This window comes from Nostoc sp. CENA543 (assembly GCF_002896875.1).
Classification (GTDB): domain Bacteria; phylum Cyanobacteriota; class Cyanobacteriia; order Cyanobacteriales; family Nostocaceae; genus Trichormus.
The window spans coordinates 217,530-239,972 of the sequence record NZ_CP023278.1 but is presented as its reverse complement, the minus strand read 5'-3'; the positions used below and the strand labels follow the sequence as shown (position 1 = coordinate 239,972).

General features: G+C 40.8%; 10 protein-coding genes. 5 read left to right on the top strand and 5 right to left on the bottom strand.

The features are described 5' to 3' along the window. The first annotated feature begins 96 nt into the window (after window positions 1-96). Window positions 97-1,164, top strand: a complete 1,068-nt coding sequence (gene rlmN / locus CLI64_RS00975) for a 23S rRNA (adenine(2503)-C(2))-methyltransferase RlmN (protein WP_103135488.1) — start codon at window positions 97-99, stop codon at window positions 1,162-1,164. A 117-nt stretch (window positions 1,165-1,281) separates the two neighbouring features. Here the strand turns inward: rlmN and CLI64_RS00970 are convergent, their stop codons facing one another. Further along, window positions 1,282-2,523 carry an RNA-guided endonuclease TnpB family protein gene (locus CLI64_RS00970; protein WP_103135487.1) on the bottom strand — a complete coding sequence of 414 codons (1,242 nt, stop codon included), beginning with the start codon at window positions 2,521-2,523 and terminating at the stop codon, window positions 1,282-1,284. Window positions 2,524-2,584: 61 nt separating this feature from the next. On the opposite strand from CLI64_RS00970, the gene tnpA reads away from it, so the two are divergent. Beyond that, complete coding sequence (tnpA, locus tag CLI64_RS00965) at window positions 2,585-2,995, top strand: IS200/IS605 family transposase (RefSeq protein ID WP_103135486.1); 411 nt, start codon at window positions 2,585-2,587, stop codon at window positions 2,993-2,995. A gap of 9 nt (window positions 2,996-3,004) precedes the next feature. Here tnpA and CLI64_RS00960 read toward each other — a convergent pair whose 3' ends face one another. Both CLI64_RS00960 and CLI64_RS00955 read right to left on the bottom strand, forming a co-directional pair. Continuing rightward, complete coding sequence (locus CLI64_RS00960) at window positions 3,005-3,205, bottom strand: hypothetical protein (protein WP_103135485.1); 201 nt, start codon at window positions 3,203-3,205, stop codon at window positions 3,005-3,007. 201 nt (window positions 3,206-3,406) lie between these two features. Next, window positions 3,407-5,077 (bottom strand): transglutaminase domain-containing protein, encoded by a 1,671-nt coding sequence (locus CLI64_RS00955; protein ID WP_103135484.1) that lies wholly within the window; start codon window positions 5,075-5,077, stop codon window positions 3,407-3,409. A gap of 357 nt (window positions 5,078-5,434) precedes the next feature. Between CLI64_RS00955 and CLI64_RS00950 the strand changes: the two genes are divergently transcribed. The 3 genes from CLI64_RS00950 (at window position 5,435) to CLI64_RS00940 (ending at window position 10,452) form a co-directional block, all read left to right on the top strand. Further along, window positions 5,435-8,305 (top strand): cation-translocating P-type ATPase, encoded by a 2,871-nt coding sequence (locus tag CLI64_RS00950; protein WP_103135483.1) that lies wholly within the window; start codon window positions 5,435-5,437, stop codon window positions 8,303-8,305. Window positions 8,306-8,616: 311 nt separating this feature from the next. Further along, a complete protein-coding gene (recF, locus tag CLI64_RS00945) occupies window positions 8,617-9,744 on the top strand; it encodes a DNA replication/repair protein RecF (RefSeq protein ID WP_103135482.1) in 1,128 nt (375 codons plus the stop codon). Between the two features lie 279 nt (window positions 9,745-10,023). Next, window positions 10,024-10,452 carry a hypothetical protein gene (locus CLI64_RS00940; RefSeq protein ID WP_225977468.1) on the top strand — a complete coding sequence of 143 codons (429 nt, stop codon included), beginning with the start codon at window positions 10,024-10,026 and terminating at the stop codon, window positions 10,450-10,452. Window positions 10,453-10,521: 69 nt separating this feature from the next. Here the strand turns inward: CLI64_RS00940 and CLI64_RS00935 are convergent, their stop codons facing one another. Together CLI64_RS00935 and CLI64_RS00930 are read right to left on the bottom strand one after the other, a co-directional pair. Beyond that, the gene (locus CLI64_RS00935; protein WP_225977467.1) at window positions 10,522-14,376 is read right to left on the bottom strand and encodes a non-ribosomal peptide synthetase; all 3,855 of its coding nucleotides are present in this window, start codon (window positions 14,374-14,376) and stop codon (window positions 10,522-10,524) included. Between the two features lie 3 nt (window positions 14,377-14,379). Beyond that, the gene (locus CLI64_RS00930; RefSeq protein WP_192881645.1) at window positions 14,380-22,251 is read right to left on the bottom strand and encodes a non-ribosomal peptide synthetase; all 7,872 of its coding nucleotides are present in this window, start codon (window positions 22,249-22,251) and stop codon (window positions 14,380-14,382) included. Window positions 22,252-22,443: the final 192 nt, after the last annotated feature.

Sequence of the window (22,443 nt, the reverse complement as noted above, 5' to 3'; positions counted from 1 at the left end):
TTAATCACATGATCTTCTAGTTTGAGGATAGATTTCCTACCAAATTAAGTTGAAAGTTGTAGGATAGAGATTCAGAGCTTGAACTTGTGATTTTTTATGTCTGCTACGCCCCTTGTTTCCCCAGCTAACTCAACCATTCCCGAAACAGCAACTTTACCTCCGTTACTTGGTGCTTCAGTGACGGAGTTAACTGCATGGGTACAGCAGCAAGGACAACCCGCCTACAGAGGAAAGCAACTCCATGATTGGATATATCACAAGGGAGTGCGATCGCTAGCGGATATTTCTGTCTTTCCTAAGCAATGGCGCGCCGATGTCGCAGATATCCCCATTGGGCGTTCTCAAATTCATTATCGTTCCGTGGCACCGGATGGCACAGTTAAGTACCTTTTGCAACTATCCGATGGGCAGATTGTAGAAACAGTAGGAATTCCCACCGAGAAACGATTAACTGTCTGCGTTTCTACTCAAGTGGGATGTCCGATGGCCTGTGATTTCTGCGCTACTGGGAAAGGTGGCTACAAGCGGAATTTAGGCAGACATGAAATTGTTGATCAAGTCTTAACAGTACAGGAAGATTTTCAACAACGGGTGAGTCATGTGGTATTCATGGGCATGGGTGAACCCTTGTTAAATACGGAAAATGTTTTAGACGCAGTTAAATCGTTAAATCAAGATGTGGGGATTGGACAACGATCGCTGACTATTTCTACAGTAGGAATTCGCGATCGCATTCGTCAATTAGCGCAAAACCATCTACAAGTAACTCTAGCAGTGAGTCTCCACGCCCCTAACCAAGCTCTAAGAGAAAAAATTATACCTAGTGCGCGTCCCTATCCCATCGAGGATTTACTGGCTGAATGTCGGGAATATGTGGAAATTACAGGTAGACGCGTGAGTTTTGAATACATTTTGCTAGCTGGTGTGAACGATTTACCAGAACACGCCCTAGAACTAGCCAAGCGTCTGCGGGGCTTTCAAAGTCACGTCAATTTAATCCCCTATAACCCCATTCAGGAAGTTGATTATAAACGACCGAAGAGCGATCGCATTCAAGCTTTTGTGAAAGTTCTGCAACAGCAAAAAATCGCCGTTAGCGTCCGCTATTCCCGTGGTTTAGAAGCTGATGCCGCCTGCGGACAATTGCGAACAAGTAATTTGTAATCATCCACAGTTGTATACTCGTCAACTGCGTATTCATTACGAACTGCTTGAATTTCTACTTGTGTCTCCGTATCATCCTCATACAAAGATTCTTCAGCATGAACTACGTGCATCCGGCTACGCCTGAGATGCACGTTTCTGATGCTTCAATTGAGCAACTTGCTTAAAGCTTCCGCACCAAGTAGAGGTTGACTCATCTGCATCTAAAGAGGCACGTTCCATGCCCTTTGCGTAATTAAGTATTACCATTGCTGCGGCGACATCCCTATCACATTGGTAGCCACATTTTTCGCAATGGTGAACTCTATCTGCTAATGACTTTTTCTTTTGATGACCACAATGAGGGCAGGTTTGAGATGGTTTAACTTTTTTGGTTGGAATCTCAATATAAAAACCACCTACTTCGGTGACTTTGTACTTAATTAAGTCTTTGAGATTGCCAATACCAACATCAAGCAAAGACCGATTTAATCCAGTCTTTTGATGTTTTCTCTTACTGCCTTTCTTTGCTTTACGGGTCATCCCTTTGAGATTTAATGTCTCAGTCGCTACCAGTGAATTACTCTTTACTATCTGTGTAGCCAATTTATGTTGCCAGTCTTGTCTTTGACGAGCAACTTTTGATTGTATTTTAGCTATAGCCTTATTCGCTTTTCTCCACCTTCTTGAAGCTTTAACACCTTTGGATGGTGGTCTTTTTCTGCGACTGGTTTTAGCCATAAAGTTGATTTTAATTTGTGCAGTTTTAACAAATCTAGGATTCTCAATTGTATTGCCATTAGAATCAGCAATTGCATGATGAGTACCAAAGTCTAAGCCAATTGCACCTGTGTCAGTTTGTGGACGATTTGGAATGCAATCAACAGTAATTGAGGCGTACCATTTCCCTTGTTTAAAGATGATTGTACAGGTTTTGGTTTTACCCCAATCCCTAGCTTGACCACGCATCTTTACGTTACCTAAGTTAGATATTTTTAGATAACCGTTCTTGCCGTTGGTGCAAGCCTTCCATCCTGAATTACAAGGATAAGTCCAACCTTTGTAATAGCGACTTGACTTAAATTTTGGATAACCAGATTTGAGTTTAAAAAACCGCTTGAAAGCAAAATCAACACGCTTAACAGTATCCTGCAAAGCATGACTACCAAGCTCTTTATACTCTACCCATTCCTCTTTAAAATCAGGTAAACAGTTTTGTTGAGCAAAATAATCTACTGACTTACCAAACTTCTTGTAAGAAGTTTTGCGATGCTCAACACAAGAATTGTACAAATCTTTGTGGAGTCGTCGCCAATAGTGCATTTTATTGGCTTGCTCTTTTGATGGATAAAGCCTAAAAGTAATTCGCTTGTTAGCCATAACATATCGACCTGTCTGTTATATTTGAGTATGCTAATATTTGTGGGTGTACCCTGTCAATATGCAAGTCAGAAAAGGTTCTCACAGCGTTTTTAGTGTCCGGTTGCACTTTGTGTTTGTAACGCACTATCGACGCAAAGCTTTAAACGCAGAAATGCTCAACCGATTAACACAAATGATTGAACAGGTATCTAACAAGATGGACTGCCAATTAATTGAGTTTAATGGGGAGTCAGACCATATACACATCTTGTTAGACTTCCACCCAAAAAACTCTATTGCTGCTGTTGTTGGTAGCCTGAAAAGTGCAACAGCAAGAATGCTCAAAAAAGAATTTCCTCAAGAAGTTAAAAAGTATTATTGGGGAAAAGTTTCTTTCTGGTCTAATTCGTATTATGTTTCTTCTTGTGGTGGCGCACCAATAGAAGTGCTTAAAAAATATATCCAGAATCAGGACACTCCAAAAAATTAATTGGCAATTTTAGAGGCATCGAACCTCTAAAATTGCCGTGCTATCCTTCCCCAATCTCAGCGTAAGCGGATTGGGGAAGGATAGCACAAGACGTTCAAAAATTTGTTGCTCAATCATCTGTTGTAATCGTAGTTTTTCTTCTAAATTAAGAGACGATATTACTTGCGCTAAATCTTCTAAGGAAAGTTGTGATTTAAAAATGGCAGGCATTTTGCAATTACTTTCGTCGTTTTAGCCTTATTTTAACGTCAATATTCATGTTGGGTTAAGTTCCACCACTCTAGCAAAACCCCAAATTAATACCAACCGTTCCCCAGTCCCCAATCATTCTTCAATTTTGAATTTTGAATTTTGTAGCTTGCTTCCCGTAGGGTATTTTGAATTTAGTTAGTCCCCAGTCCCCATATTCCCTTAAAACGGTGCTAATTCCTGAAGAATGGTGAAGCGGATATGATTAATCGCCAAATCACCTAGAGGAATATCTTCTTTAGTTAACCTTTTACCTTGACTGCTTAATGTTTCAAAGGATATGCCTTTACCAATTTCGATGTGATACCAACATAAACCCATGAAAAAGCGGGTGGGATAAGGGCCATAATCACCTAAATCATCAGGATTAGATTCCATTGGCAACCATCCCATACCAGGTATATAAAATTCTAACCACACATGATTAAAATCTGGTTGCAGGGGAACTCCTTGATGTTCGCCGTTTGGGGGACATTTGTATCTACCCACAGTACGGCAAGGAATGCCATTCAAGCGACACAGTGCCAAAAGTACCCCTACATACTCCCCACAAGAACCTACACCCCTTTCTAAAACTATATCGGGTGTATCAATATAGGGTTTGATGCCATAGGAAAGTTCATCATAAACATAGTTGCGGATGCTGTACATTTTCCGCAGGAGGTTTGTTTCCGTACCGATGGCTTCACGGGCAGAACGCCGCACAATGGCTGTATCCATTGCTAAATCATCATTGTCCACCAGATAGCGGGCTTCAACTTCTGGGGAAATTTCGGGAATATCTTCCACATCTTTGGGTGTGATGCGGTATTTAATCCCCCGCACTTCCAATTGTGCTTTCCAGCCAAATATATGTCGTTCGCCAGGGACAAGGGACTCAAATTTAAATACAGCTACCCGTTGTCCATCAATAATTTCTTCTGTGAAGGGTATACCGATGGGTTCAACGTGTTTTACTTTTTGGCGTTCGGTTTCGGAAGGCAGGGCAATGCGCCATTCTACATCAGGTAAATACACCTCTTCTAAGGGGGCTATTTCCTCGACGTAGGACATTTCAATCAGATAACCATTAGAAAGGGCGTATTTTTGATCTGGTGCGTGATGGTAATACAGGGGATGAATAAAAGTGCGATCGCGGTATGTTAATTCATGGTTAGGATCAGCGTTGGGGTTATCCCGAATATAAGGTTCTTCGGAAGCATAGGCTACAAATAGACTTTCCTTTCCTGTTTGCGTGTCTAGGTGTATGGCTATGCCTGTAGGCGAATCAAAGGGAGTTAACACGCTAAATCTCACTTCCCCAGTCGCCCGATCCATAGAATACACCGTTTGTTCAGTGCGATCGCAAATCCACAGGGTTTCTCGGTTCACTGCTAAATTTTCTACACCCACCCCAGGGGTATAAAATCTGGTAATCTCTTTGCGGCTATCACGGTCATAAATCAGAATGTAGCCTAATTTCTGACAACTAACGTAGACTGTGGAGTCCCAAACAGCCACACCATCGGCGGGGTAGGGCAAAGTGGCAAAATGTTCTAAAGCCAAAGATGAGAGTTTAGAGACATAAACATTGTTACCACGAGTCACCCAGAGTGTGTCTTCCCAAACAGCTAAACCTTTTACCTCACTAAATTCTTTGGTTTGGTGAGGGTTAATGATTCTACTGTTATCAGTATGAGGGTCAATTTCTAGTAAATGCCCCTTAATCGTATCAATCGCAATCAGTCGGTCTTGGATAAATGCAATGCCACATAAAGCAGCAGCAGTCAACGGTCGAATTGTCCTTTGCCCAAACATTTGGCTAGCTGTCAAACTGGTGGGTGCAAAACTCATATTAAGCTTTATTGGGAACTAGGGATCGGGGATTGGGTATTGGGGATGGAGAAGTCGTTGTTATCAACTCATTACTCTCTCACTCCCCTTTTTGTTGGCAGTCGCTCCCCTTGGGCAAAGAAAGCCCAAGACCGTGCTGCTTTTGTGTTCACTTCTATGAGATATTAAAATATCCTATAAAGAAATCTGGCTTAAGTAATAATACATATGAAGTGCCGCCAAAAATTGACTTTGACTAATAATTTCGTATCATAGCCATACGACTTGACCATAGTTTTAATGTAACTTGAGTGGATGGTTTTCCGTCCGTTACTCAATTATGATCAAATCCTGTAACCATTTTTTGTGACTGACACAATGTCTGCTAATTCTCTGCCTGAAAATATCACCAGTTGGCATAGTTTGGAAGTTGATAAAGCACTCGGACTGCTCTCTAGTAATGCAGATAGTGGCTTAAGCGTAGAAGCAATTGAACAAAGGTTGCAAAAATACGGCCCCAACGAATTAGAAGAACAGGGAGGTCGTAGTGCCTGGGAAATTCTGCTAGATCAGTTCAAAAATATTATGTTGTTGATGCTGATTGCAGTAGCTTTCATTTCTGGGTTTTTAGATTTCATGGCTTGGCAAGCCAATACACTCAAACCAGGAGAAGTGCCATTTAAAGATACAGTTGCTATTTTGGCAATTGTCATTCTCAACGGTGTTTTAGGCTATGTCCAGGAAAGTCGGGCAGAACAAGCATTAGCAGCCCTCAAAAAAATGTCTTCTCCTTTGGTGCGAGTCCTCCGCAACGGTAAATTAGTGGATGTCGCAGCTAAAGAAATCGTTCCAGGGGATGTGATGCTGCTAGAGGCTGGGGTGCAAATAGCTGCCGATGGGCGTTTGATTGAACAAGCGAATTTACAGGTGCGAGAATCAGCTCTGACAGGTGAAGCAGAAGCAGTTAGTAAACAAGCAAATATTACATTACCAGAAGAAACATCTTTAGGCGATCGCATTAATTCCGTATTTCAAGGAACGGAAGTCGTCCAAGGACGGGGTAAGGTACTAGTCACAAATACCGGGATGCGTACCGAACTAGGCAAAATTGCTGAACTTTTGCAGTCAGTAGAAACTGAACCTACCCCCTTACAGCAACGCATGACCCAATTAGGGAATGTGTTAGTTACGGGTTCTTTGGTCTTGGTGGCGATCGTTGTGATTGGCGGTATTATTCAAGCTAGAGGCTTTAGCAACTTACAAGAACTTTTAGAAGTTTCTTTAAGTATGGCGGTGGCTGTTGTCCCAGAAGGTTTACCTGCTGTCATTACCGTGACTTTAGCACTGGGAACTCAGCGCATGGTGCGCCGTCAGGCTTTGATTCGCAAATTACCTGCGGTGGAAACTTTGGGTTCTGTCACCACAATTTGTTCTGATAAAACCGGTACATTGACTCAGAACAAAATGGTAGTGCAGTCAGTTTATACCAATCAGCAAAACTTCAAAGTTACGGGTGAAGGTTACGCACCCGTAGGAGAATTTTACTTAGATAGTGATGCCGATTACCCCATTGTGCCAGAAGAATATCCTGAAATTGCCTCTTTATCAGTGGCTTGTGCTGTTTGTAATGACTCAGTGCTGCAAAAAGAAAATGGAGAATGGGCAATTTTAGGCGACCCCACAGAGGGGGCTTTAGTTACCTTAGCGGGAAAAGTAGGTATTGAAAAAGACCAATGGCTTAGTAAATTATCCCGTGTCGGTGAATTTCCTTTTTCCTCAGAACGTAAGCGCATGAGCGTGATTTCTCAGGTAGAAAAGGTCTCTACGGGAGAAGCATCTGTAACAGATGTTGACCCCAAAATCGCCGGATTACTCAACAATGAACCTTACATCATGTTCACTAAAGGTTCGCCGGAGTTAATTTTGGCGCGATGCAGTGGGATTTATTTGGGTACAAACGCCGCACCCCTCAGCGAAGAACAACGCAGTCAAGTCTTGGCACAAAATGACAAAATGGCTAGCAATGGTCTGAGGGTGTTAGGTTTTGCCTACAAACCCCTCTGGGAAGTACCACCAGAAGGCGCAGACGAAACCACAGAAGAGAATCTAGTGTGGTTAGGCTTAGTGGGGATGCTAGATGCACCCCGTCCAGAAGTGCGCGCCGCCGTCCAAGAATGTCGAGAGGCGGGGATTCGTCCGGTGATGATTACTGGCGACCATCAACTAACTGCACGGGCGATCGCCACAGATTTGGGTATTGCTCAAGCAGGTGATAGGGTGATCACCGGTCAAGAATTACAAAAAATGAGTGACGAAGAACTCCAAGAGCAAGTTGACCTAGTCAGCGTCTATGCGCGGGTAGCCCCAGAACACAAACTGCGGATTGTACAAGCACTGCAAAATCGCGGTAGATTTGTCGCTATGACTGGGGACGGTGTCAACGATGCGCCTGCGTTAAAACAAGCTGATATCGGTATTGCAATGGGTATCACTGGTACTGATGTCAGTAAAGAAGCCAGTGATATGGTGCTGCTAGATGACAACTTTGCCACCATTGTCGCCGCTACCAAAGAAGGTAGGGTAGTATACACAAATATTCGTCGTTTTATTAAATACATCCTGGGCAGTAATATTGGGGAAGTCCTCACCATCGCCGCCGCACCGCTTTTAGGACTAGGTGGTGTTCCCCTCACACCCCTGCAAATCCTGTGGATGAACTTAGTCACAGACGGTTTACCTGCTTTAGCCTTAGCAGTAGAACCTCCAGAACCAGATGTGATGAAGCGTCCACCTTTTAGTCCCCGTGAAAGCATTTTTGCTAGGGGTTTGGGTTCTTACATGGTTCGCATTGGGGTGATTTTCGCCATCATTACAATCATTTTGATGGAGTGGGCTTATACACATTCCCAAACATTCACCGGGGAAGGATTAAACCCTGAAAGATGGAAAACAATGGTATTTACTTCCTTGTGTATTGCTCAAATGGGTCATGCTATCGCCATTCGCTCGAATAATCAACTAACTATTGAGATTAATCCTTTCTCGAATATGTTTGTGCTAGGGGCTGTAGTTGTCACCACAATTTTGCAACTCATGCTGATTTATGTCCCACCCTTAAGAGCATTTTTCGGTACTCACTGGCTACCTCCCACAGAATTAGCAATTTGTTGTGGTTTCAGTGCTTTAATGTTCGTCTGGATTGAAATGGAGAAACTCTTCTTCCGCTTTATGGGCAAAAAGACCGTGTGAACAAGGTAAAAGTAAAAAGTAAAAAGTAAAAAGAGAAGAACATAAGAATGATTGCTTTTACCCTAAATATAGTTAAATTTTAGTTTCCTCAACAGGTAAAAGTTAATCCTCTTTTCTTTTGCCTTTTACCCTGTGGGTGACGCTCCTAGCATCGCTAACGCTGCGCTAATACCACTTGCTTTAAGCCGGGAGATCCTTTCGGCAATTGCTCATGGGGGAAACCCCCAAGACCGCACTGCCGACGCTCCTACGTCGCTAACGCTACGCTAACACCAACGCAGTGGCTCACCTTTTTACTTTTGCCTTGTCCTATGTACCTAAAAACCATAAATCTCCGGCATTTTCGCAACTACCAAGAGCAAGAAGTAAAATTTACTGCTGCTAAAACAATTTTGGTGGGGAATAATGCTCAGGGAAAGTCTAACTTATTGGAAGCTGTGGAGTTATTGGCGACATTGCGATCGCATCGGATGGCACGCGATCGCGATATTGTGCAAGAAGGTGAGCCAGTAGCCAAAATTGATGCTGTCGTAGAACGACAAACTGGCGTAATTGACCTCAGTTTAACTCTGCGTCGCAACGGTCGCCGCACTGTGGCGTTAAATGGTGAATCTTTGCGGCGACAAATGGATTTTTTGGGTGTCCTCAATGCTGTGCAGTTTTCTAGCTTAGATTTAGAATTAGTCCGTGGTAGTCCGGAAGCAAGGCGTAACTGGTTGGATACTTTATTAGTTCAGCTAGAACCAGTTTATGCCCACATCTTACAGCAATATAATCATGTGTTACGCCAACGCAATGCCTTGTTAAAAAAGTTGCAAGATTCTATCTCCACCACCCAAAAATCGGAACTGGCTTTGTGGGATGCACAATTAGCTATTACTGGTACAAAGGTGATTAGAAGACGCGATCGCGCACTGCAAAGATTAGCACCAATTGCAGCAGCTTGGCACGCCAGCATCAGTGGTAGCACTGAGCTTTTGCAGATTCAGTACACACCTAATGTTCCCTTAACCCAAACCCAGCCAGAACAAGTCCAGCAAGCTTTTTTAACCAAAATACAACAGCGTGCCGTTGCCGAACTCAACCGCAATACCACCCTTGTCGGCCCCCATCGGGACGAAGTAGAATTAACTATTAACCAAACTCCAGCGCGTCAATACGGTTCTCAGGGTCAGCAGCGCACCTTAGTATTAGCCCTCAAATTAGCAGAATTGCAACTAATTGAAGAAGTTATTAAAGAACCACCATTACTTTTGCTGGATGATGTTCTAGCTGAACTAGATCCTTCCCGGCAAAATCAATTACTTGATGCTATTCAAGACCGTTTTCAAACCTTAATTACAACAACTCACTTAAGTTCTTTTGATGCCCAATGGTTGAATTCATCTCAAGTTATTTGTGTACAATCAGGACGAATATTATCACCAAATACACTTTGATCAAAGCTATTTTATATTGAACTAGTAATTAATTAGGTATTTAGAGAGTGTTTGAGAAGTCTTCGGCTGTGAGTTTAAGTATATTCAGATCCCCTCTAGCCCCCCTTAAAAAGGGAGGAACAAGAATCAAAGTTTCTCTTTTTAAGCTGGGAACAAAAATCAAAGTCTCTCTTTTTAAGGGGTATTTAGGGGGATCTATACTGATTTAATACATTGTTAAAAACTTTTTAAATATCCTCTTAGAGTATTTTAAATTTCATTAAATACTGATTTTAAATCATGACAATATTATCAATGTTTAATCAAAAAATTACCCTCAGCCAGAGTGAAATTATCTCTTTAGGAGCATCATTGCGCCAAATTGAACAAAAAGTATTAAAACAGAAATTAAATGAAGGTAAACTAAAAATTTGGTTTCAAGGAGAAGAACCTTATTTTGATGTCTTATTTGAATTGCAAAATAATGAAATATTATGGTTTGAATTTACTTTGCGTGGTAAATCACTTTCATGGGATCGGAGGAAAGATAAATTACAAACAGGAACTACCAACGAGTTAAGTATTAATGATGCTAGTTTCTACGCAGCTAGCAAAACTATTGATAATGATATGCAAATAGATTGGGATTTTATCCAGTTAGTTAAATCAATTCTAGAAACTAGAGCCGATGAGGAAATTTTTGCCAAAGCATTAGTCCTGTTTGACTAGTATTTCTGAGTCTGCTGAATTACAAACTCATCTGCATCTATCTGCGGTTAATTATTTTTGTCTTAAATTCTAACTAAGAATCGCATTAATAATAGTCGCATTTTGATTTAGATAGGGAGGATCAATCATCTCCCGATGGACACCATAAGCATAATGATTGATGCGTTCTCCCTTTGTAGCTTGTGTCCAATCATCTTCATAATCGTAGTTACCCTCAGCCCGGATGAGATGAATATTGCCATGAATTTGGACATTTTTTAGATCGGAATGCCAGAGAAAATTAAAGTATTCCCAGACTTGATTGTAGGTGCGATCGCGTAACTTTTGATTCTCCATAAAGTAACGCCTCAATTCCTGACGTTTGGGATTTAACAAGAAACTATCTACACCTTCTATAATTTCTGACATTTCAGCTTTTATAGCTTCACGCCCGCCGCGATAAGTATCTATTAAAATTACATCAGAAACTACACGTCCACGACTTTCTAATTTTTGAGCCATCAACATAGCTAAAAAACCACCTGCTGAATGTCCCATTAACTTTAAGTCTTGATTTGGTGCTATATTATCTATCAATTCGGCATATTTTTCTAAAGTTGCCTCATTAGCAATATATCTGAAAGTATAGATAGCATAATCTGTTAAATAATCAGCTAAATTTGCGTAAGCTGCGGCAAAACCAAGGGCAGGGGGAAATAGAAAAACTGCTTTTTCTCGTGCTTGATTGAAAACTACATAAGGACGTTCTTTAGGTTGGATATTCATCTCTTTAGCATAGATGATATATTCACTCAATTCTGCTACTGTAGGCTTTTCATAAATCATCGATAATGGGATTTCAATTTCCAATTCTTGATAAATTAATGCCATCAAATTCATCGCTTGTAATGAATGACCACCTAAATCAAAAAAATTATCATTTACTCCTACTTTTGATAATTGCAGAACTTGTTGCCAAATGTTTGCCAAAATCATTTCTGAAGAGTTTCGGGGAGGTAAATAATTTGATTCTACTATCGATGTTTCATCAGGCTTAGGTAATTTCTGATAGTCTATCTTGCCATTAGGATTTAATGGCAATTCTGACAAGACCACAAAAGCTGAAGGTATCATATAAGCTGGCAATTTATGCTGTAAGAAAAGACGCAGTTCACTGGGTTTTAATAGTGAGTTTTTTCCCACTACATAAGCTACTAAACGTTGGTTCTCAGAAGTATCTCCTTGCAAAAATACAACTGTTTGTTCTACTTGGGGATGAGTATCTAAAACTGATTCTATTTCTCCTAACTCAATCCGTAAACCTCGTAGTTTAACTTGATGATCGATGCGACCAAGATATTCAATATTCCCATCACTGAGATAACGGGCTAAATCTCCAGTTTTATATAATTTCCCTTCACCAAAGGGATGAGAAATAAATTTTTCATGAGTTAATTCTGGTTGATTGAGATAGCCTCTAGCTAAGGAGACACCCCCAATATATAGTTCTCCTGCAACGCCAATGGGGACTGGTTGCAGATATTCATCGAGGATATAAGTTTGAGTATTAGCTATCGGGCGACCAATAGGAATTATTCGACTGTGAGAATGTGGCTGACATTGCCAACAAGTGGCATCAACTGCTGTTTCCGTTGGGCCGTAAAGATTATGCAATTCACAATTGAAATTTTCAAAAAAGCGTTGAGTCAATTCATAAGAGAGTGTTTCTGCACCACTAAAGACTCGCTTTAAACAACGACAACTTTCTAAGTTTGGTTGTTGCAGAAAAATTCGCAACATTGAAGGAACAAAAGATACTTGAGTGATTTTTTGTTCAGCAATCAAATTCATCAAATAAGCTATATCTTTATGACCTTCAGGTTTAGCCACTACTAAAGTTGTGCCAGATGTTAAAGACCAGAATATCTCCCATACTGAAGCGTCAAAGCTTAAAGGAGTTATTTGCAGGATGCAATCGCCTATTGTCAGAGGGTAAGCATCTAGCGTTCGCAATAAGTTATTGCAAATAGCTTTATGGATGTTCATCACTCCCTTGGGCTTACCTGTAGAGCCAGAGGTATAAATCACATAAGCCAAATTTTCTGAATTTGCCAATTTGACGGGGTTATGCTGGCTATGGTTGGCAATTATGTGCCAATCACGATCTAAACACACCACCTCGGCTGAATTTGCTTCCAAAGAGTCCAATAGAGACTGCTGAGTCAGCAAGACAGACAAGGCTGCATCCGTGAGCATATAAGTTAAGCGATCGCTCGGATAACTAGGGTCTAAAGGCAAATAAGCTCCCCCTGCCTTTAATATTCCCAATAGTCCGATCACCATCTCTATGGAACGCTCCACAAAAATGCCCACCAATACTTCTGGTTTAACGCCTTTTGTTCGTAAATAGTGAGCTAATTGATTGGCTTTTTCATTTAATTGTTGATAGGTCAATTTTTGACCTTCAAATATGAGCGCGATTGCATTGGGATTGCGTTCTACTTGCTCTTCAAATAACTCATGGATACATTTTTCTAAAGGATATGCAACTGCGGTTTGATTCCATTCTTTTAGTAACTGATGCCGTTCTTCAGGAGTTAGTAAATTGATTTGTGAAAATTGGCAATGAGGATTTTCGACTACTGCCTGAATAATTTCTAAAAAGTGACCGCTCATTCTAGCGATCGTTTCTGCTCGAAATAGATCCGGTTCGTATTCTATAACCAATCTTAAGTCGTTGGCATTTTCAAAAAAACTCCAACTCAAATCAAATTGAGCCGTTCGTGGTGTTAGTGGGTAAGCTTGATGTTCAATTCCCGGAATTTTCATCACTGCTTTACTATCTTGATTTAGCAGTGAAAACATCACATCAAATAATGGATTTCTTGATAAATCTCGTTCTAAATCGAGGGCAGATACTAATTGGTCAAAAGGATAATTATTATACTCATAAGCATCAAGACAAGTATTTGTTACTTCTGCCAATGCTTGTTGAAAAGTTCCCGTTTCTGGGAGTAAAGTTCTTAAAGCTAAGGTATTAACATAAAAGCCAATTTGATTTTCTAGGTTTGGATGATTACGTCCAGAAATAGGGATACCAATGACTAAATCACGCTGTCCGGTGTATCGATAGAGTAATATTTTAAATAAAGTTAAGAGAATAATAAATAAAGTTGTGTGATTCCCAGCCGCAAAAGAGCGTAGCTTTTCGCTGAGACTCTGACTAAAATTATAAGTATATGTACCAGCTTGAGAAGATTTAAATTGTGGTCGAGGAAAGTCGGTAGGTAAGTTAAATATAGGTGGTTCTCCTGCAAAGCGATCGCACCAATAATGATGCTGTTCTTTGGCCTCCTCAGTTGCTAACCACTGATTTTGCCATACAGCATAATCCTTATATTGCAATGGTAGTGGGGGTAAGGCGGCAGTTTTTTGCTGTGTGTAAGCAGAGTATAAAGTAACGAACTCGTGGAAAAGAATATCGAGCGATCGCGCATCTCCAATAATATGGTGCAGGGTCAATCCAAATAAAAATTCCTCTGGCTTAATCTGTACTAATAAAACTCGCATCAAAGGTAATTGCTCTAAATCAAATCGCGAGTTTGCTGACTCTTGAATCAAGCGATCGGCTATTGTCTCAGCATTCTTTTCTTCTCTTAAATCTTGAAAAGATATTAATTTTTCATTAGGTATCTCTTCATGTACAACTTGCTGAATTTTGCCTGCAACATTTGTAAAAGTAGTACGCAAAATTTCATGGCGATTCACAAGTTGTTGAAAAGCTGCTGTCAATGCGGCGATATCTAATTTGCCACTGATTCTCATTCCTAGTCTAATATTGTAAGCACTGGAATATTCGCTTATATGGTGCAGAATCCACATCCGCCTTTGAGCGTGGGATACTTCATAATATTGTTGATTCGATAGTGACTTTATCATGATCATTGTTTATTGTCGTGATTGAATCAAATCAGCTTGCGCCTTTAAAGTATTTTGAGTAAAAATTTCCCGCAATCGCAGTGCAACTCCGAATTGATTACGGATCTGTGATACTAAACGCATTGCCTTTAAACTATTTCCCCCTAGTTCAAAGAATGACTGATTAGAATCACTTACCTCTACATCTAATAATTCACTCCAAATCGAGGCTAATACAGCTTCTTGTTGATTAAATCTAGTGATTTTATTACTTGTCTGAGTAATATTTATTTCTGGTTTTGGTAGTGCTGAACGATTGACTTTACCATTGGGTAATAATGGAAAATCTGCCAACTGCATCAAATGAGTTGGCAGCATATAAATCGGTAAAACTTGTTTTAATTGGCTGCTAATATGTTGCTGATTTATAGAATTATTTGCTTGATAATATGCAATTACTCTCACTAATTCTTCTTGTTTCTCAGCAATTACCAATGCTTTTTCTACACCATCAATAGCAGCTAGTGCATCTTCAATTTCTCCTAACTCAATCCGTACTCCATTCAACTTCACTTGGTTATCGCTGCGTCCTATCACTTCCACCGTTAAATCTGGTAGCAGTCTTCCCAAGTCTCCTGTACGATAAACTATATCAGTGCCATGATTCAAAGGATTGGGTACAAAAACGGAATTGGTTAAACTTGGGTCTTGGTAATAGCCTTTTGTTAAATAAGGTGATTTGACAAAAATTTCTCCTACTTCTCCTACAGCACAAGGACGAGTGGCATCAATGACTGCAAACGCCGCTTCTGGCAATGTTTTACCTCCAGGAACTCTGGCGTAAGTAATTTTATTGGGGTCAGGAATCCGATGAAAATGTTTGACAAAAGTGGTTTCACTGGCACCATAAATATTCACAAATTCGGTTTGAGAACCAAAAACTTGATGCCATTCACATAGTTCTTTGACAAATAAAGGTTCTCCTCCTAACACCAAAACTTGTAAGTTCTGGAGTAATTGATCAGCATTAGCTAAATTTTGACCAGCCTTTAAAAATAGGCGCATCACCGAAGGTACAGTGTGCAGTAAGTTAATCTGCCATTCTCCTACGCGCAGTAATAACTTTTCTAAATCTTCGCGGTCTGTGCTATCAGGAATATAAAGAGTGCCTCCAGAACATAAAGTGACAAGAGTTTCTCTCAGATAAGCATCAAAATTAATTTTTGCAATTTGCAGACAACGCCAGTTTTGATTAATCCCAAATTCTAATTTTTCCCAATTGAGGAAGTGACGCAAACTGCCATGACTACCAAGTATGGCTTTGGGTTCACCTGTTGACCCAGATGTAAACATAATATAGTTAGAATCATCTGCATCAGGCATAATTAAAGTTTTTTCATCACGACTTGCTACTACAGGCAAGCATTGATAATTTGTACCATCCCATTGATAGTATTGCTGAATTTTATGGGCAGTCAATACCAATATTTGAGGTGGTTTTGGTAATACTGCTAGTCGGGGTTTGACAATATCTAAATTCTCGGCATCGACTACCATCAGAGTAGGGGATGTTTTGACCATCATGCGTAAAGTGCGTTCTTCTGGCTCATCTAAACGCAGAGGTAAATAAATTCCCCCAGTCTTAAAGACCGCTAACATGGCTAATACTTGACGGTAATCTCCTTCAAACATTACGCCACAAATACTATCTTTATGAATACCTAAATCTTTAAAGATATTCGCCCAAAAGTTAGTAAGTGTATCTAATTCAAGATAGCTAAATTCACCACCAGGATAAATAATTGCTGTTTTGTCTGGTAAAACTCTTACTTGGTCGCTAAAATCATGGATAACTGTACGGGTTTCTAAGCGGGGTATTGGTTGGATAAAACTGTGTAAAAAAGCATTTTCTGTTGGTGATAAGATAGAAAATTCGCAAAGAGGTTGGCTAGGATGATCTAGCATTTCTGTGAGCAAATTATCGAAATGGTTGAGACATTTTTGCATCCTCTCAGCTTGGAATAAATCTGTGTTGTAAATTAAATCTAACCTGAGTTGCTCGTCGTGTTCGCTAAATACAAAAGACAGGTCAAATTTGCTGGTAGAAGTTAGTGAATCTAGAGATTTGATGTGTAATTCTTCTGTAAATACAGCTTGACCAAAATTTTGTAGCAGCACTAACACATCAAACAATGGTGTACGGTTAATCTCTTGAGAAATTGCTAGTTCTTCTACCAAAATATCAAACGGGTAATCAGCGTGTTCAAATGCTTCAGTCACAGTTTGACGCACTTGTGCAAGCAGATTTTGATATCCTTGTGTTGGCTCTATTTGGTCGCGGAGAACTAGTGTATTGAGAGATTTGATTACTTGAGAATCGTTGTGAGTGGTAATTTCTGTCCCAATGGAAATGTCATGCTGACCACTATAGCGACACAGTAATACTTTGACTGCCGCCACCAGTCCCATAAATAAAGTGCTTTCTGCTTGTTGACAAATGTCTTGCAACTTAGAAGCTATTTCTGGTTTAAATATCCAGTTTAAACGAGAGACATTGAATGTTTTTACACTAGGACGAGGGAAGTCTATAGGTAAGTGAACTCTGGGTAATCTTCCATCATCAAGTTGTTGTCGCCAGTAATCGAGATGTTGTTTAATTTCAATTTTTTGTAGGGAAAACTGGCTTTTCTGAGCATGAGATATTGCAGTTTTGTCTGGTTCTAAAAGATGCAAATTCCAAGATTCATAATGTTGTGAGGGATCAGCCGCTATTGCTTCTAAGGTGCTAGTGTAATAATCACCGATGGCAATCACCTGTTCTTGACACAACTCGCTAGCATTATATTTCAAGGTTAAGTTGATCTGAGATGAGAAGATATCTAAAGTAAAGTGGACTCCCAGAGTAAAGTTTGTTTTTCCGAGAAATTTGCTATCTAATACCTGTAAATTTGGCAAACCTAAGATACTTTGATAAACGTGAAAATGGGTGAAATTAAATGAAGTCTCAAATAAAGGCTGACCACCTAAATGCCACTGTAAGTCAGCTAGAGGGTATCGTCGGTAGGGTAGGGATTCTCGTTCAGCCTTGAATGTCTCCCGCATCAAGTCTATCCAACTGCCACCCAGAAGTTGCAAACGCAAGGGCAAAGTATTCAGAAAAAGTCCCAGTATCTTCTCACCGTCACCCTCTTCAGGTCTACCATTAGATACCATACCTGTTAAGACATCGGACTGGTTAAAAAGCACACTCAACACTTTCATGTGTGCTGCTAAAAGTACGCTTTTGAGTGTCACTCCTGCCTTGTTTGCTACCTGTTTCAAGTCACGAGAAACTGTTAAAGATAGACTGACTTCATGAGTACCCAATGTACTTAATTTTTCAGAGTCAGATGAGTAGTAGGATGGAGACCAACGGGGCAACTTTGTAATAGTAATACCGTTGAGTCTTTCTAACCAATATTGTCGGCACTCTTGGGAATTGAGGGCTTTCTGTTCTAAAGCAATAAAGTCCCGGAATGTAATTGCAGGTGGTGAATCGGGTGGCGTAATTTCTTCGCCTAACAAGGACAAATATCTTTGCAGTAACTCAGTGAACAATAGACCCACACTCCAGCCATCGAGAATGGCGTGGTGTTCAATTATAGTTAGCTGAAATGTCTCATCGGTGCGGCGATGAATATGAAAGCGTAATAGAGGAGGACTATCCAAATTAAAATTTTGTTGTCTTTCGGCTGCAAACCAAGCATCCAAAATCCTCTCTTGCTCCGTAGCAGATAAATGGCGTAGATCCTCTACGACTAAGGGAACACGAACTGTGCGCCTAACTAACTGCAACGGCTGACTGAAGTTACTCATATCGAAGCAAGTCCGCAGTACAGAATGATTAGCAACAAGTTCCTGTGCAGCCATGCGCCATTTTGCTGCATCGAAAGTAACTCCTAGATGAAAACTGTTGATGTTTTGATAAACAGAAGAACTAGGACTGTACTCGCTATGAAACAACATCCCCATCTGAAGTCTGCCTAGAGGATAAGCATCTTCCACATTTTCGGGCAACTTGAGGCGGTCTTGTTCACAAATGAGCGCGAATGGCTTTACTTTCTCGGTAATTTTATTACTAGTCTCTGCTGTTGCGAGGTTTTGCGTCAGTTCGTAAATTGTCTGATGCAAAAACATCTGTTGAACAGAGAAGTGCAAACCTCTTTCTTTTGCTAATGCTAAAACTTGGATACTGCGGATAGAATCACCGCCTAAAGCAAAGAAGTTGTCGTGAATACCAACTCGTTCCAGACTCAGAATCTCAGCCCAAATGTCGGCTAGTACCTGCTCTTCTAGAGTGCGAGGTGCAACAAAAGCTTTTTCTAAATCTGCTCTGGCTGTGTGGGGTGCGGGTAACGCGCGACGGTCTACTTTGCCGTTGGCTGTTAGCGGTAGTGCCTCTAGCGTCACAAAGGCAGAGGGAACCATGTAGTCAGGAAGAGACTTTTTCAGGAAACTGCGTAGCTGTGGAACTAGCTGGCGAGTTAATTTACTCTGTAAAGGATTATTGGCATATTGACTCCAGGGTTTTAGTTGAGGTGTTTCCCCTGATAGGGGTAGTATTCCATGTCTTAGCCCTAGCGATCGCCTACTAAACACAACATCATAACAAGCATTCTTTCCTGTATCTGACCAGCTAATGGCGATGTTATAAGGTAAATCATGGCTCAGGCTCCAAAAATCTTCAGGTTCTATTCCCTCTTGCTGGGTGAAAGCCTCTAGATTTTGGAGTAGACCACCAACTGTGGCTGGTTTCTCATCTTTTGCCAGGAGTTCTAGGAGCTTGACTTGTTTCCACACACGCGCATTAGGAACGCTATTGACGCGTAGCATCTCTGGCTGTGTCTCTAGTAAAAGTTGGCGAACCGTAGGCAATGTCAGCTGATCTTGCTGCCAGTCCAAACACTGAGGTTCAATTGAGGGAGAAATTTCGTCTCCTATACGGAGAATCACATCATAGCGGAACCTTGTCAGTTCATTGCGATCGCGACCTCGTTTTAGCTGAATTTGCACCTGGCTAATTTGCGGCAGATGCTGCACAAGATCATTAAAGAAGGCTGGATCAATGATCAGTTCTTGGTCTTCCTGGAGATTTTTCTGCACAAGCTGCCACCAATCTTCTGTGGCTAGCTCCTCAGATGCTTGGTAGAGCATGATATCGGTATGAAAAGCTTCTAGTAACGGCAGACTGCGTACATCTCCCACAAAGATAAAACCCCCTGGTGCTACCATCTTCACCGCACCTTCTAAGACACCTACTAAATAATCAATGCTCGGAAAATACTGCACAACTGAGTTGAGGATGACAGCATCAAATGATTTGGCTTCAAAACCTTCAAAGTCGTGGGCTGGTTTGTTAATTAGCTCCACCTGTGACCAATTGCTGCCACCTTTGTGCATTTCCGTCTCAACATAACGGATGGCATTCTCGGAAAGATCAGTGCCACAGTAACGCGAGCATTGGGGAGCAATCCTAAACAGCAGCATTCCTGTACCGCTACCAATTTCCAGCACCCGCTTAGGCTGCCAAGCAAGAATCCGCTCTACTGTAGAGTCCAACCATTGACTCATTTGTGCTTGAGGAATGGGTAGACCTGTATAGCTGTCGTTCCAGCCGATAATATTGAAGGTTGAGTCTTGAGTGGGAGCATTCTGGCGGTAAGTATCATTAAATACTTGTTGCCATTGTGATATCTGCTCACTATGGGATTGCTTCTCAGATGCTTGATGAGAGGGACTGTGTGTGGCAACTAGATAAGCTACTAGACGCTTGTCTCCTGGTTGGTCAGTTCGGGCTATCACCACTGCCTCCCGCACCTCTGGATGTTTTACTAGTGCGGCTTCAATTTCTCCAAGTTCGATGCGGAAACCCCGAATCTTAACTTGATTATCGATGCGATCGAGATACTCAATGTCCCCATTTTCCAGATAACGACCTAAATCACCTGTTTTGTATAGCTTTGCGTCTGGTTCGTCGCTAAATGGATTGTTAATAAATCTTTCGGCAGTTAATTCTGGGCGATTCAAATAACCCCGCGCTAACCCAGCACCACCAATATACATCTCCCCCTTGATACCGATAGGTAGAGGTTTTAGCTGTTCATCCAGGATGTACAATTGCAAATCGGGAATCGGAACACCAATTAAGCTCTGACTACTGTTAACATCTGCTAGTGTCAGTGGTCGATAGGTAACATGCACGGTGGTTTCTGTGATTCCGTACATATTTACTAACTGGGGCGATTGATCTCCGTATCGCTCAAACCACGGCTGCAAGCTTTGTGGTTCTAAAGCTTCGCCACCGAATATTACCAGGCGTAAGTTCAGTTTTGATTCCCCGGTTCCTCCTAGTTCTTCCACCCGGATAAGTTGGCGAAAAGCGGATGGTGTTTGGTTGAGAACTGTAACTTGCTCTTGACGTAGCAAGGTGTGGAAAGCTGAAGGATCGCGACTTACCCAGTAGGGTACAATCACCAAACGTCCACCATGCAGCAAAGCACCCCAGAGTTCCCAAACCGAAAAGTCAAAGGCTATTGAATGGAAGAGCGTTACAACATCACTTGCACCAAAGTGAAACCAATCTTCAGTAGCAGCAAATAGACGCACCACATTTTGGTGGTTGATTAATACTCCTTTGGGTTTACCTGTAGATCCAGAAGTGTAAATCACATATGCCAAGTTATGTGGCTGGACATTAACTCTTACATTGTCTTGACTAGAGGCGGCAATTATCTCCCAGTCTGCATCCAAACACACCACAGTTGCCTGATTTTTTGCTAAAGATGGCAATAGTGATTTTTGAGTCAGCAATACTGGGACGGCTGCGTCTTGAAGTGTGTAAGTTATGCGTTCTGCTGGATAGCTAGGATCTAATGGGACATAAGCCCCTCCCGCCTTGAGAATTGCCAATAGTCCCACTACCATTTCCAGGGAACGTTCTAGGTAAAGACCTACCAGTACCTCTGGTTTTACACCTTTTGTTTGCAAATAGTGAGCTAACTGATTAGCTCGCTCATTCAATTGCTGATAGGTTAATTGTTGATTTTCAAATATTACTGCTACTGCATTGGGACTACGCTCTACTTGCTCTTCAAATAGCTGATGAATACATTTATCTTGAGGATATTGAATTTCTGTATTATTCCATTTTCTCAGTAATTGATAATGTTCCTCTGGAGTTAATATTTCGATTTCTGACAATTCAGAATCAGGATTAGCTGTAACAGTTTCTAGGATTTGTCGGAAATGCCCCAGCATTCTCTGAAGAAAATCTTTACTAAAAGCATCTTTTGGGAAAGTTACGGAAACGGAAGTATCTTGAGCATCAATTTCAAAAACTAGTTGAAAATTGTTTAACAAAGAACTGCGACTGCACAATCCTTCTTGGGTGAGAGCAATATCAAAAATCGCTGCTGGATTTCCGCCTCTGGCAATAAAGGTTTCGACAAGAACGTCTACATCATAAGTTTGGTGACTGTATCCTTCTTGGAGATTACTGCGAGTAATTTTGAGTAAATCCTTAAATGAAATAATTTCTTGTCTAAAAAATCGGGAGAATATTAAGCTATCAGATTTGTTTAGGTTCAAAGCTCCCGTTGCTATCACAAACTCTTCTTGAGCAGTGTATTTAAATAATAAAACTTGAATAGTTGATAAATATAGAGCTAGTTTATTAATAGGAGAATTACTGGTTAGCTTGGATATTTTATCGCGTAGATTTAAAGGTATATTATCAATAATTTTGTCTTGATGTTCTATTTGATTCTGTTTTAGATGATTAAATAAAGGTGTGACTGGCTGGATTTCTCGCAGTTGTCGAATTTGGTAATCAATTGCCACAAGATTTGCTTCCGTCACTGCCATAAGTTTCTCCATAAATGGTGTTGCACATTTAAAGCATGATTTACTATTAAAAACTATAGAAATCGTAATTCTATAGCTCTTTTCTGACTTGAGAAAATTACTCTAAGTATAGAAAAAATTAACATCTGATTGATATAAACAGCAGTTGATCGCCTAACTAGATTATCCTCCTTAAAATTATAGTTTTCATGC

Coding starts and splice junctions, on each gene's coding strand:
- CLI64_RS00930 (WP_192881645.1), bottom strand. CDS start 22,251: ATGGCAGTGACGGAAGCAAATCTTGTGGCAATTGATTACCAAATTCGA.
- CLI64_RS00955 (WP_103135484.1), bottom strand. CDS start 5,077: ATGAGTTTTGCACCCACCAGTTTGACAGCTAGCCAAATGTTTGGGCAA.
- tnpA (WP_103135486.1), top strand. CDS start 2,585: ATGCAAGTCAGAAAAGGTTCTCACAGCGTTTTTAGTGTCCGGTTGCAC.
- CLI64_RS00940 (WP_225977468.1), top strand. CDS start 10,024: ATGACAATATTATCAATGTTTAATCAAAAAATTACCCTCAGCCAGAGT.
- rlmN (WP_103135488.1), top strand. CDS start 97: ATGTCTGCTACGCCCCTTGTTTCCCCAGCTAACTCAACCATTCCCGAA.
- CLI64_RS00960 (WP_103135485.1), bottom strand. CDS start 3,205: ATGCCTGCCATTTTTAAATCACAACTTTCCTTAGAAGATTTAGCGCAA.
- recF (WP_103135482.1), top strand. CDS start 8,617: ATGTACCTAAAAACCATAAATCTCCGGCATTTTCGCAACTACCAAGAG.
- CLI64_RS00935 (WP_225977467.1), bottom strand. CDS start 14,376: ATGATCATGATAAAGTCACTATCGAATCAACAATATTATGAAGTATCC.
- CLI64_RS00950 (WP_103135483.1), top strand. CDS start 5,435: ATGTCTGCTAATTCTCTGCCTGAAAATATCACCAGTTGGCATAGTTTG.
- CLI64_RS00970 (WP_103135487.1), bottom strand. CDS start 2,523: ATGGCTAACAAGCGAATTACTTTTAGGCTTTATCCATCAAAAGAGCAA.